The organism is Haliea atlantica (assembly GCF_054779855.1).
The window spans coordinates 66,581-79,530 of sequence record NZ_BAAGXL010000010.1; the positions used below are offsets into that span (position 1 = coordinate 66,581).

A 12,950-nucleotide genomic window follows, 5' to 3' on the forward strand; every position below is an offset into this window, starting at 1 on the left:
GGGCATTGATCAGACGGTTCAGAAGTCCAGGTTGAGACGGGCGTAGTAGTAGCTGCCCTGCCAGCTCACCACGGTGTCCGACATGTACACCGCACCGCAGCACATGTCGCCGAGTTCGTCCTTGTCGGGGTAGGTGTCGAAGACATTGCGACCGCCCAGGGCGAGGGAGAGATGGTCGGTGAAGTAGTAGCGGCCCTCCAGGTCTACCAGCACCTCGGAGCCGTACTCCTGGATGGTCTGATCGGCGCCGTTGCCCTCGGCGTTCTCGTAGGAGCCGTAGTAGTTGGCCCGCGCCATCAGGCTCAGGTTGCCCTGGGTATGTCGCAGCGTGAACACACCGCGCCACTCGGGATCGAAGTTCTCGAAATCGAACTGGTCCTCGTCGTTGAGGAAGGCGCTCGGATCGGAATCGAACTCGGAGGTGTTGTAGTTGAAGGACGCCGTGAGGGTGGTCACCCCGCCGTTGCCCCACTCCAGCGGATAGGTGGCGACAATGTCCACGCCCTCGGTCACCGTGTCGAAGGCATTGGCAAAGTAGAAGACCCCGCCAATGGTCTCGGCCCCGGACACCCCGGCGCCGGCCAGCGCCAGGTAGTTGTCATAGGCGACACCGCTGCTCGGGTCGGTCGACACATCCATCGCCGATACCGCGTAGGTGCGGTCCGCTACGTCGATGCGGTAGAAGTCCACCGTCATGTCCAGGTTGCCCAGGGTGTAGGTAAAGCCCAGGGTATAGTTGGTCGAGGTTTCCGGCTCCAGGGGCGAGGCGCCGAGAGCCTGGGCCACATCGCTACCGGCGGGGAACAGCCCGGTGGCAACGGGGAAGCCATCGGGCAGGCGCGTGGAGACGTTGATGGTCCCCTGCTGCCCCGGCGTCGGCGCCCGGAAGCCGGTGCCAAATGAACCGCGAATGCCAAAGTTCTCGGTCACGTCATACTGCGCGGCAAGTTTGCCCACCACCTCGGAGTCGAAGTCGGAATAGTCCTCGAAGCGGACCGCCGCCTGCAGAAAGAGCCGGTCGGTGACGTCGGCACTGAGGTCGACAAAGGCTGCATAGGAGTCGCGACTGTAGGTGTCCGAGTACTCCGGTGAATAGCCGGGGAAGCCGTTGGAGCCCACACCCACCACCTGGTAAACCGGGTCGTCCGGATCGGCGCAGTCGAGGCTGGAGCCACCGGCGATGGCATTCAGGCCGGCGCCGCTGGCACTGCCGTCCGCGTTGCACAGCCCCCAGGGGTCCTGGACCGCATAGGGGCCGGCCACATAGGACGCCTCGCCACCCTCCGACACTTCATAGGACTCGTCCATGTAGCTGAGACCAAAGCTCACCAGCAGCGGGCCAACGGCCTCGGTGTCGATCTCGTAGGAGAAATCCGCCTGCAGCTGAGACTCTTCGTTGATCAGATCCCCCGGCCGGAAGGCGGTGGGAGAATCGGGGCCCATGGAGGGGTTCACGGTGTTGCGCAGGGTATATTCGATCTTGCTCTGGCCGGTCCGGGCGCTGAGGTCATAGCCCAGGCCGTTGTCCAGGGTGCCGTTCAGGCCACCCACCAGGGAGTAATCGGAGACCTTGCCAAAGAAGCGCGGGGTGAAACCGCCCGGGAATTTTTCCAGGGGGGAGTAGATGGAACCGTCCGGCTCGCGCAGGTCCTCGATGGTGCCGTTGTAGGGGTAGCGGTAGTAGAAGCCGCCATCCGCCTCGCTCTCGGAGTAGTTACCGAAGGCGTAGAGCGACATGTCGCCGCTGAGGTCATAACCGGCATTGAAGAATACACGCTTCGCCTCGGTGTTCGGCTGACCCCAGGGCTGCACATTGTCCCCCGGGCCGATATTGGCGCTCGAGCGCGCCGCCGCCATGAACTCCGGATCCTCGGTGAACGCCGTGTACCAGGCGTTGGAGTCATAGACCGGGTTGTCCTGGTCGAGACAGAACCAGGAACCGCAGTACTGTTCGCTGCGATCGGTGGCATCCGCCTCGCTCATTTCCCCGGAGATGCTGAGGAAACCGCTGGCCCCCAGCGGAAAGCCGATATTGCCCTGGACGGTTTTCTGGAATCCGTCCCCCTCGGAGTATTCGCCACTTTCCACCGTCAGGCTGGCGCCCTCGCGGTTGTCCTTGAGGATGAAGTTGATCACCCCGGCAATCGCATCCGAACCGTACTGGGCGGCGGCGCCGTCGCGCAGTACCTCCACGCTCTTCAGCGCCGACGTCGGTATGGTCGCGATATCCGGGCCCTGGGTACCGGAGCCGCCGATGGTCACCAGCGCGGAACGGTGCCGGCGCTTGGAGTTCACCAGCACCAGGGTCTTGTCGGTGGGCATGCCACGCAGCTGGGCGGGGCGCACAAAGGTGCCGCCGTCACTGATCGGCTGTCGCGAGACATTAAAGGAAGGCACCAATGTCTTGAGAACATCGTTGGTATCGGTGTAGGAAACTTCCCCAATGGTCTCGGCCGTAAACACATCGACCGGTACCGGCGAATCGGTGACCGAGCGCGGCTTGCCTCGGGCACCAGTGATAATCACCTCCTCGAGCTCGCCCACCAGTGAGACGTCGTCCGCGGCCATGACCTGAGGCGCTGCCCCCACCGCGATGCCGACGGACACTGCCAACAGGCTTTTACTAAAACGGGTGCTACCTGGAATCTTTTTCACGATCAATCTCCCCCTGAGATGCCTAGATCAAAGATCGGGGTGGAAGCGGGCTGTATGCCGGCACCGGACCCATCCCAGGCACGCACCAGAACAGTGAAGGTTCTTTGCGTCCCGATTGGCAGCGGCCAGCCGGGATGTCGTGCCTGACGTGAACATTTGTAACGACCGGGTAACCTGAAAGTCCTCCCGGGGGGCTGTTTTCTTGATTCTTTTTCCTCCCGAAACCTCCCGGAGGTTTCCGATCGGCATTTGGGAGCCCCGATGGCATCAAATTTGCTGCAGACATCACGGGATTGTGAACATAGGAAACACATGACCGGATGCACCGGGTTTGCAGCACCAGCGGACTGGCGCTGCACCAGAAAAGACGCTCTGACGGGGCAGGCGTGCCAGTTTTCAGTGCAGGGGGAACGGACAGCATGTCAGTAGACCCGTTTTATCTCGGCCCCTACGAGGTACTGCCGGAGCCCTGCCTGCTCCGCTGCCAGGGCCAGGAAACCAAGCTCACGCCACGCAACATGGACGTGCTGGTGTACCTGGCGGAGAATGCCGACCGCGTCGTCACCAGTCAGGAGCTGCTGGAACGCTTCTGGAGCCCGGTGGCCTCGGACCACGCGGTGCACAAGGCCATCTCCGAGCTGCGCGGAGCGCTGGGCGACAGTGTCCGCGGCCAGCAGTTCATCAAGACCCTGCCGCGTCGCGGTTACCGGATGCTGCAGACACCCACGACCCGGGAACATCGCCACCCCGCCAGCGAGCGCTGGCGCAGCCTCTGGCGCCAGCTCACTGCCGGTCTGGACCCGCGCAAACTGGCAGTCAGTCTGGGCACGCTGGTGGTCATGGTCGGTCTGTTGGCAATGGCCCTGGAGCACCGGCCTGCGCCCAGCCGCAGCGGTGTCGTGACTATCGGGGTGGAGCCCTTCAGCGTACCCGGGGGCGGGCAAGAACAGACCAGCCTCCTGCACCACGGCCTGCGCACCAGCCTGATCAACCAGCTGGCACGCCTGCGCGCGGTGCGGGTGGTGGCCCTGGATGCGGGGCAGTCCGGGGACGTCGCCGATACCGTCGACCACGTTCTCGGCGGCACCCTGCTACAGGCCGACGGCAAGCAGCGCCTGCTGGTGCGGCTGGTGCGCAGCGGGGACGGTATCCACGAGTACTCGGAACGCTTTGAGCTGGGTCAGGACGGGGTGTTCAGCGTACAGGACCACATCGTCTCCAATATCGTCACGGCCCTGAGCATTCACTTGGATGAGGAACAGCGGGCGCGGATGTACGACTGGGGCACCACCAATGCCGTCGCCTACGAACGCTTCATGAAGGGCGACTTCTACTACAACCAGTTCAACCCACGGGATTTCGAACGCGCCATGGGGCTATACCAGGACGCCACCGAGCTGGACCCGCATTTCATCAATGCCCACCTGGGGATCGCCACTGCCGCCAACAATCTCTCGGTATTCAGCCGCCTGGAGAAACAGCGTCACCTGCTCCGGCGCGTCTCCGAGGTCCACCGCGATGTCGCGTCGATCGCGCCCGAACACGCAGTACTGGAATCCATCCGCGCCATCGAGATGCGCATGGCCGGCTCCGAGTACCGGCGACAGGAATCGATACTGCGTCGCCAGATCCTGTCCGGGGATGCCCCCGGCTACGCCCTGGCACACTATGCGCTGTTCCTCATCGGCGCGCGCCTCTACGAGGAGGCCGAGGGCTTTCTGAATGCCGCCCGGGAAACGCGCCCCTACGAGCTGACCCCCGACGAGAGCTGGGACTACCGGGTAACCATCGCCGAGCCGCAGCAGGCCATCCGCCTGCGCAAGGACCAGCTGATGCTGCGCCCCAAGCACATCGGCATGCTGGGGCCGCTGGCGCGGGACCTGTTCGCGGCGGGGCGCACCCAGGAGGCGCGGTGGTACCTGGAGCGGCTGCGCGAAGAAGACAGCGAGGGCCTGACCCTGGACTACAGCGAACAAATTATCGCCGCGCTGTCCGGCAAGCTGCCCGTCGACGGGCCGGCGCTGGAGGCCATCTACCAGCGGGGTCAGGACTACTTCTTCAACAACGGCGTTGTCGCCTTCACCCTCGGCGACCTGGACCGCGGGATCAGCTTCTGGGCCCGGCTGGAACCCCTGCAGAAACGCAAGGCCCTGAACATGATCCACGTCAGCGAGCGCTACTTCCCCGCGGACATCATCGACCACCCCCGCTACCAGCAGCTGCTGGAATACCTGGACCTGGGGCTGTCCTGGCAACGCACCCTGATGGAGGGGGTGATGGCAATGCGGGAAATCACCGGCGTCGGCCTGAGCCCGGAAGCCGGCGAGGCCTACCGGCAGGAGCGCTTCCTCAGCCGCAACAACGCCTGGCCACTCCCGGGCAGCCCCCTGGGCTGATTGGCTGGAAAGGCGCCGAACCCAGGTGGACCGGCGCCACCCCGGCGGCGGTCAAGCAGCTGCCGCCGGGTCAGAGCAGGTGGTCAGGCTTCCCCGCCGCGGGCGATCAGGGCCTCGATCTTGCGCTCCAGCAGCGACAGGGGCACCGGCCCGTCCTTGAGGACTTCGTCGTGGAAGTCGCGGACGTCAAAGGCCTCGCCCAGTTCCTCGCGGGCCCGCTCGCGCAACTCCATGATCTTCAGCTTGCCGATCAGGTAGGCCGTGGCCTGGCCGGGCATGGCGATATAGCGCTCGATCGCCTTGGTGGAATCACCCACCGAATTGGGGGTGTTCTCCACCAGGTAGTCGATGGCGCGCTCCCGGGTCCAGCGCTTGCTGTGGATGCCGGTATCCACCACCAGGCGGCAGGCCCGCCAGAGCTCCAGGGCCAGGCGGCCGAAGTCTGAATAGGGATCCTCGTACATGCCCATGTCCTTGGCCAGCTCCTCGGAGTACAGCCCCCAGCCCTCGGTAAAGGCGGTGAAGCTGGCGTAGCGCTGGAACTCGGGGATGTCCTCCAGCTCCACGGAGATCGCCCGCTGCATGTGATGTCCGGGAATGCCCTCGTGGTAGGCCAGCGCCTCCAGCTGGTAAGTGGGCATGGCGGTCATGTCGTAGAGGTTGGCGTAGTAGATGCCGGGGCGGGAACCGTCCGGTGGCGGACCCTGATAGAAGGCCTTGCCGGCGGAGCGCTCGCGGAAAGCCTCCACGCGCTTGACCACCAGCTCCGCCTCGGGCAGCAGGCCGAACCACTCGGGCAGGATCTGGCGAATGTTGTCGATCGCTGCCCGGGCATCGGCCAGGTAGGCCTCACGGCCCTCCGGGGTATCCGGGTAGAGGAATTGCGGGTCTTCGCGCAGGAAGGTGAAGAAGGCCTGCAGGTCGCCCTCGAACTCGACCTCGCGCATGATCTCGCGCATCTCGCCGTGAATCCGCTCGACCTCGCGCAGGCCGATGTCGTGAATCTCGTCGGCACTGAGGTCGGTGGTGGTGAACCAGCGCAGGCGCTCGGCGTAGAAATCGTCGCCGTCCTCGAACTTCCAGACACCATCGGCATCCGGCGCATCCTCCGACTGCGCCTCGAGGGCGCCAATCAGTTCCTGGTAGGCGGGCTGCACTACCTCGAGCAGGGCCTCGCGGGCCTCCGCCAGCAGCTGCTCGCGCACTTCCGGCTCCACCTCCAGGTCGGCGACCTTGCCCTGGAAGTCCTCCGACAGGGTGGAGTCACTGCCACTGTCGTCAAAGGGGGCACCGCTGATCACGTTGCGGGCCGACTCGATCATCTGCGGGTACTGCCAGTCCGCCAGCAACAGGTTCTTCTCGCCGCGAATGCGGACCTGTTCGACCACACCATCGAACCAGTCGCCCAGGTTGTTGAGCCGCCCGATATAGGCCTCGGCATCCGCCAGTGTATTCACGCGATGAATGTTGATCAGGCCACTCGCCGCCAGAGTGTGGGGGCCGCGGAACTGATGGATGACATAGTGGTGGTGGCGAAAATCGTCCGCCGCCAGCTGCCGCTCCAGGTCCAGCTTGTAGAGATCCCAGGACAGCTGGTCCTGCGGTGACAGGGCGCTGCGGTCGATTGCCTGCAACTGGGCCAGGCGGGCCTCGAGAATCTCCCGGGTCTCCTGCTGGAAATCCTCGTTGACCGGATCCCACTGGTCCTGGTTGGTCTTGATGCCCCGGTAGCTGGCGCTCATGGGGAAACGGGCCATGTCCACCGCGTAGTTTTCTTCCAGGAAGGTGCGGAAGGCGTCGGTAACCGCCGGGTCCGCCGGGGACGTCGCGGCGTCGCTGCCGGCAGTGGCGCTGTCCTGCGCCGCGGGCACCGTGTCCTCCACCACCGCCGTATCGGGCTGACTGTCCTCCCGGGAGCAGCCGGCCAGAAGCAGGCTGGCGGCCAGGCAGGCCAGGCTCAATCGCTTGAAGTTTGCTGACAACATAGATACCTCGAAATTTGGCACATGCAAATGCAGGCCGCGCTGCCGGCGACCAATGTATGCGCTGCATATTCGCCCAGCTGGCTGCAGATTTCCAGCGCTGGACACGCCGGGAGATCGCCCCGATACTGTATATATGTACAGTTTTTTGCCTTTCTTCGGAGCCCGATCGTGAGCCTCTGGCTGTGTTTGCGCTTTCCATGCCTGCCGCTGCAATGCCTGAACCGGGAGGAGTCCCGGCCAGTCGCGGTGGTCGAGCGCCAGCGGGTGCTCTGCCACAACGATTGCGCCGCGGCGCTGGGCATCCGCCGGGGAAACAGCGTGGCCACGGCCCGCGCCCTCGCCGGCGAGGAGGCCTTGACCCTGCTCGAACGACAGACCGAGCGGGAGCAGCGCGACCTGGAGCAGCTCTGTCAATGGGCCTACGGCATCACGCCCCACCTGCACCCCCGCCCCCCCGACAGCCTGCTGCTGGAAATCGGCGGCTGCCTGGCGCTGTTTGGCGGCCTGCCGGCCCTGCTGGAGGGGGTTCATCGGGAGCTGGCCCGGCGGGGCCTGCTGGTGGCGAGCGGCCTGGCGGCCACGGCCGGGGCAGCCTGGTTGCTGTCCCATGCCCCCCATGGCCTGGACGACTTGTCCGAGCCCCTGGAAACGCGCCTGTCACCCCTGCCCCTGGAGCACCTGGCGGAGGCCTTTCCGGCGGCGGTGGCCGGGCTGCAGCGCACCGGCTGCACGACCCTGGGCAACCTGCTGACGCTGCCCGAAGCCGCCCTGGCCCGCCGCTGTGGCCGGGACTTCGTCGGCGCCCTGCGCCGCGTCCTGGGCCGCGACACCGAGCGTCACCCTGACTATCGGCCTCCGGCCGAGTTCCGCGACAGCTGCCAGTTCGATTACGAGGTCCAGGTCAATGAGGAGCTACTGCCGGCCATGCGGCAACTGCTGCAGTCCCTGGGCCGTTTCCTGCAGCAGTGTCAGCTGGCTACCCGGGCCATTCGCTGGGAGCTGGACAGCCGCCAGGGCAGCGCCCTGGTCTTTACCGTGCGCAGCAGCAGCCCCCAGGGGGACCCCGGCCACTGGCTGTCACTGACCCGCCTGCAACTGGAGCGCGAACAACTGAAACACGGCGCCGACCAGTTGACACTGCGCTGCGAGGAGCTGGAAAGCCTCGCTCATGCCCCCCGGGACCTGTTCGGCGCCCCCGGCCAGCGGGAGGCTCTCGAGGACCTGCTGGACCGGCTTTGCAGCCGCCTCGGCCGACAGGCGATCAGCCGCATTGCCTGTCGCGATGAGCACTTGCCGGAGCTGGCCCTGCACCTCGGCCATGCGGCTCCCGGGCCACTGCCGGAAGCGACCGGCGAAGCGGGCCCGCGCCCCTTCTGGTTGCTGCCCGCCCCCCGGCCACTGGCGCTACGCGGGGGCAGGCTCTACTGGCAGGGCCCGTTACAGCTGCTGGGAGTGGCGGAGCGCATCGAGGACGGCTGGTGGCAGACACCGGTTTCCCGGGACTATTACCTGACCCGGGGCAGCGCCGGCCAGTATTACTGGGTCTTCCGCGACCGCCTGGGCGGCGGCTGGTATCTGCACGGTATCTTCGCCTGAAGGGTCTGTAAGGCCCTCGCACACAGGCGCCGACAGGCTCTGGAGCGCAATGCGCTAGCCCAGCGCCATACACGAACAATGTGAATTTATTGTGACATCGGCGTGACAGCGATGGATGGCGGGGAGAAGCCTGGTCTAGGATCGACCCATAGCCGGACAACGCGTCGCGAGACGCCCACCCAGGAGGTCACTATCATGATAACGCACACGATCCGCCGCAGCCTGCTGCTGGCCACCCTGCCCCTGGTCGCCCTCGGCGCCCGGGCCGAAGTCACCCAGGATTGCATCCTCGAAGGCACTGTCGACAAGGGCAAGGCCGAACAGATGGGCCGGGATGTCTATGTGGAGTTTCACTCCGCCGCCCGTGCGGAGCGGGGCAGCGAGTGCAACCTGCAGCGACGCAACCGCATCCAGTTCAAGGAGCCCAAGAACGCGATGATCGAGAACGCACCGGACGGTTCCAAGGTGCGCTATCGCTACACGGAAAAGGATGACCAGCAGGGCGAATGGCGACTGATTGGCGTCGCCATGCCCTGATCACTTCACTCCGGGGCGACGGTGCCGCAGTGTGCCGCCGCCTCGCCAGCCCCACAGCGGTGTCGGGCCTGACTGATGAACTGTAGCTCCTCCACGGCAAAACCCCGCGCCCGAGCCTCGTCGACAAACCGTTCCCGCAGTGCCTCGCTTACCTTGGGCGTGCGCGACAGCAGCCACAGGTAGTCGCGGTTGTAGCCGGAGACGAAGGCGTACTGGTAGTCCGGATCCAGCTCGAAGATGACATAGCTGCTGTAGAACGGTCCGAAAAAGGACACTTCCAGATGGCCACTGGGCTGGTCACCGGCGTAACGGGCCCGGCCCTCGGCCTCCTGCCACTCCCCCGCCTCGCTGTCATAGCCGCGGTTGAGTACCCGCAGGCCGCCATCGGGGTGGCGGCTGTAACGCGCGGTGACGCTGTCCAGCCCGCGTTCGAAACTGTGGTCCAGGCGGGCGATCTCGTACCAGGTCCCGAGGTAGCGCTCGGTGTCCAGTTCCGGCACCGGCGCGATCCCCTCCGGCACTGCGGTACAGGCCATCAACAGCAGAGTCAGCAGCAACGCCCCGAGGCGTTCAGTCATGGGCGATGCGCTTGTCGGTAAAGAGGTAGTCGCGCATTTCCTCGTCGAGCACCTTGTCCCGGCGCCGGATCCACTCCAGCACCATGGCGGCGTGCTCTTTCTCCTCATCGCGGTTGTGCCGCAGGATCGCTTTCAGCTCCGGATCCTTGCAGGCATCCATGCGCTGGTTGTACCAGTCCACGGCCTCCAGCTCTTCCATCAGCGACACAATGGCGCGGTGCATGTCCCGGGTTTCATCGCTGAGCTCCGCAACCGGCTCGTGGTAACCTTCACTCGACATAGACAGGTCCTTCTACAGGGTTGAAAGGTGCCGGCACTTCACCGGCATGGATGGGCCGAGTTCGGCCCGCTATTTTCGCAACAGGCTGACAATATACAGGAGCAGGGCCGCACCCACCGTGGCCATCACCAGCGAGCCGATGAAACCGCCGGCACTCAGGCCCAGCAGGTTGAACACGAAGCCGCCAATCACCGAACCCACGATACCGATCACGATATTCCCGAGCAGGCCGAACCCCCGCCCTTTCATCAGCTTGCCGGCGATCCAGCCCGCCAGCCCACCGATGACCAGAAACGCAATGATTCCCATGCCTTCCATTCTCGTTCTCCTTATCTGCCTGAACTGCCGGAGTGGCAGCTGTAAACCATGTTAGCCCGAGCCGCGTGCGGGATACCACCACGGCCGCGCGCCCAACCGCCGCCATCGCCCACTAGAGAGGCCAGACCAGCAGCAGGACCGGCACCGAGACCAGGACCACCAGCAGTGACAGGGGCAGGCCCATGCGCCAGTAATCGCCGAAGCGGTAGCCCCCCGGGGCCATCACCAGGGTGTTCGACTGGTGGCCCACCGGGGTCAGGAAGGCACTCGAGGCGGCAATGGCGACGGCCATCAGCAGCGGGTCCGCCGCCACCTGCATGCCCGCGGCCAGGTCGATGGCCACCGGCGCCGCGAGAATCGCCGCCGCGGCATTGTTGATGATATTGGACAGCAGCATCACCACCATCATCAGCAGGGCCAGGGTAAGCGCCGCCGGCACCTGCTCCGCCACTGCCAGCAACTGCCCGGCGATCAGCGCGGCGCCACCGGTGGTTTCCAGGGCCTGCCCCACCGGCAGCAGCGCGGCGAGGAGCACAATGACCGGCATGTCGATACTGTCGTAGACCTTGCCCGCGGGCACCAGTCCCGAGAGCACCATCAACAGCGCCGCCACCACCAGGCCCGTCGCGGCGTCGACCAGCCCCAGGGCGATGGCGGCCAGCGCACCCACGAACAGGGCGCTGGCCTGGAGAATCTTGCGCGGACGGCCGATTTCCAGCTCCCGGGAGGCCAGGGGCAGGCAGCCGAGGCTCTCCAGGGCACCGGGCAGTGCGTCCTCGCGCGCCTGTAACAGGAGGATGTCACCCGCCAGGAAGCGGATGCGACCCAGCCGTTCCTTCAGCCGTGCACCGCGCCGGGCGACCGCGAGAATGTTCACGCTGTGACGCTGGCGCAGGGAGAGCGCGCTGGCGGAGGTACCCACCAGCAGCGACCCCGGGCTGATCACCGCCTCCACCAGCGTCAGCTCACCGAAATCCTCCCGATGCCCGGAGGCCTCGTCGTCCGTCTCGCTGCGCCGCCCCGCCAGTTCCAGGCCGGTGACATCCAGCAGGGTCTTGAGGCTGTCGGAGTCCGCCTCGACCAGCAGGATGTCCTCGGCCTGCAGCACTTTGTAAATCGAGGGCATCTGCTGGCGCTGTTCCCCGCGCACCAGGCCCACCACCATCACGTCGGCGTCGTCCTTGACGGCCGCCATCAGGTCGTAGGTGGTCTGGCCCGCCAGACTGCAGCCCTCGGGAATCCGCACTTCGGTGAGGTAGGCGCTGACCTTGAACAGCTGGTCCGGGCTTTCCTCCTGCTGCCGGCGGGGCGTCAGGCGCCAGCCCAACAAGCCGATGAAAGCCACCCCCGCCAGGGTCACGGCGAGGCCGACGGGCAAAAAGGCAAACAGACCGAAGGCCTCGCCGGCCACCTCGGCCCGGTAGCTGGCAATAATGATATTGGGCGGGGTGCCGATCATGGTCAGCATGCCCCCGAGGAGAGAGCCAAAGGCCAGGGGCATCAGGGTCAGGGAGGGCGAATAGCCGGACTGCCGGGACATCCACACGGCGACCGGAAGGAACAGCGCCAGCGCGCCGACGTTGTTCATGAAACCCGAACACAGGGCAACCACCGCTGTCAGCAGCAGAACGTGCAGACCCGGGTGATCGCCCAGACGCATTAGCCGCCGCGCCAGCACATCCACCACCCCGGCGTTGAGCAGACCGCGACTGATCACCAGCACCGCCGCCACGGTAATGACCGCGGGGTGACCCAGTCCGCTAAACGCCTCGGCAGCAGGGATCACCCCCGCCAACACCAGCGCCAGCAGCGCCCCCAGGGCCACGATGTCGTAGCGCCAGCGGTTCCAGACCAGCAGGCCGAGGGTCGCGGCCAGCACCGCGAATACCAGCCCCTGGTCAGTGCTCATGCAACGCGGGCGCCGCCGGAACGGCTATCAGCCAGTGACGAAACACCACGAACGACATTCATCATACCCCCTGCCGATGGCGCCCCCGGAACAGAGTCCGTTGCGCGGGTGGTCACACCCCGGGCCAATGCGCGAGCCCCGCCGATTTTGCTACTTTCAGGGTAATCGCTCCTTCATACAAGCCACGAGCAGGCAGGAGAATAAAAAATGTCGCGCATCCTGAAAATTGCCCTGACCGCCTTTGCCAGCCTGTTCTGCCTGCTTTACGCCCTGCAGAACCTGGCCAACCTGGAGGCCGCCCACGGCTTCGTGGTGCATGTCTTCGGCATGCAGGGCCACGAGGCCTATCCGGCCGGCATCGGGCCAGCCATTGCCGCCGGCTGGATGACCTGGCTGGCCCTGGCCATCATCATTGCCCTGGAGCTAATCGCGGGCCTGCTGCTCGCCTGGGGAAGCTGGTCACTGTGGCGAGCACGCAAGGCCAGCCCCGACGCCTTCAACGCGGCCAAGCAATGGGCCCTGCTGGGCCTGGGGCTTGGCGTGCTGCTGTGGTTCGGGCTGTTCTCGGCACTGGGCGGCGCCTATTTCCAGATGTGGCAGACACAACTGGGCCATGCCGCCCTCGAGGGAGCCTTCTGGTACTCGGCGCAGCTGGCTCTGCTCTGGCTCATGCTGCGCGCCGAGGACCGCTGAGGC

10 protein-coding genes are annotated in these 12,950 nt (G+C 65.6%); 4 read left to right on the top strand and 6 right to left on the bottom strand.

The annotated features are described in order from the left end of the window. Positions 1–18 precede the first annotated feature (18 nt). Positions 19–2,655, bottom strand: coding sequence for a TonB-dependent receptor plug domain-containing protein (locus ACYVGS_RS09435; RefSeq protein WP_460588433.1), 2,637 nt, complete (start codon positions 2,653–2,655; stop codon positions 19–21). A gap of 419 nt (positions 2,656–3,074) precedes the next feature. On the opposite strand from ACYVGS_RS09435, the gene ACYVGS_RS09440 reads away from it, so the two are divergent. After that, positions 3,075–5,051 (top strand): winged helix-turn-helix domain-containing protein, encoded by a 1,977-nt coding sequence (locus ACYVGS_RS09440; protein ID WP_460588434.1) that lies wholly within the window; start codon positions 3,075–3,077, stop codon positions 5,049–5,051. An 83-nt stretch (positions 5,052–5,134) separates the two neighbouring features. Here the strand turns inward: ACYVGS_RS09440 and ACYVGS_RS09445 are convergent, their stop codons facing one another. After that, complete coding sequence (locus ACYVGS_RS09445) at positions 5,135–7,036, bottom strand: DUF885 domain-containing protein (protein WP_460588435.1); 1,902 nt, start codon at positions 7,034–7,036, stop codon at positions 5,135–5,137. 168 nt (positions 7,037–7,204) lie between these two features. On the opposite strand from ACYVGS_RS09445, the gene ACYVGS_RS09450 reads away from it, so the two are divergent. Both ACYVGS_RS09450 and ACYVGS_RS09455 read left to right on the top strand, forming a co-directional pair. Beyond that, positions 7,205–8,632, top strand: a complete 1,428-nt coding sequence (locus tag ACYVGS_RS09450; RefSeq protein WP_460588436.1) for a Y-family DNA polymerase — start codon at positions 7,205–7,207, stop codon at positions 8,630–8,632. A gap of 195 nt (positions 8,633–8,827) precedes the next feature. Next, a complete protein-coding gene (locus ACYVGS_RS09455) occupies positions 8,828–9,169 on the top strand; it encodes a hypothetical protein (protein WP_460588437.1) in 342 nt (113 codons plus the stop codon). 5 nt (positions 9,170–9,174) lie between these two features. On the opposite strand, the gene ACYVGS_RS09460 is transcribed toward ACYVGS_RS09455, so the two are convergent. The 4 genes from ACYVGS_RS09460 to ACYVGS_RS09475 form a co-directional block, all read right to left on the bottom strand. After that, positions 9,175–9,747 carry a lipocalin family protein gene (locus ACYVGS_RS09460; protein ID WP_460588438.1) on the bottom strand — a complete coding sequence of 191 codons (573 nt, stop codon included), beginning with the start codon at positions 9,745–9,747 and terminating at the stop codon, positions 9,175–9,177. Further along, the gene (locus ACYVGS_RS09465; protein ID WP_460588439.1) at positions 9,740–10,027 is read right to left on the bottom strand and encodes an encapsulin-associated ferritin-like protein; all 288 of its coding nucleotides are present in this window, start codon (positions 10,025–10,027) and stop codon (positions 9,740–9,742) included. Before ACYVGS_RS09465 ends, ACYVGS_RS09460 begins: the two co-directional genes overlap by 8 nt. 69 nt (positions 10,028–10,096) lie before the next feature. Next, the gene (locus ACYVGS_RS09470) at positions 10,097–10,345 is read right to left on the bottom strand and encodes a GlsB/YeaQ/YmgE family stress response membrane protein (protein ID WP_460588440.1); all 249 of its coding nucleotides are present in this window, start codon (positions 10,343–10,345) and stop codon (positions 10,097–10,099) included. 112 nt (positions 10,346–10,457) lie between these two features. Continuing rightward, positions 10,458–12,254, bottom strand: a complete 1,797-nt coding sequence (locus ACYVGS_RS09475; protein ID WP_460588441.1) for an SLC13 family permease — start codon at positions 12,252–12,254, stop codon at positions 10,458–10,460. A 207-nt stretch (positions 12,255–12,461) separates the two neighbouring features. On the opposite strand from ACYVGS_RS09475, the gene ACYVGS_RS09480 reads away from it, so the two are divergent. After that, entirely contained in the window at positions 12,462–12,947 is a 486-nt protein-coding gene (locus ACYVGS_RS09480) for a DUF2165 family protein (RefSeq protein ID WP_460588442.1), read from the top strand. Positions 12,948–12,950: the final 3 nt, after the last annotated feature.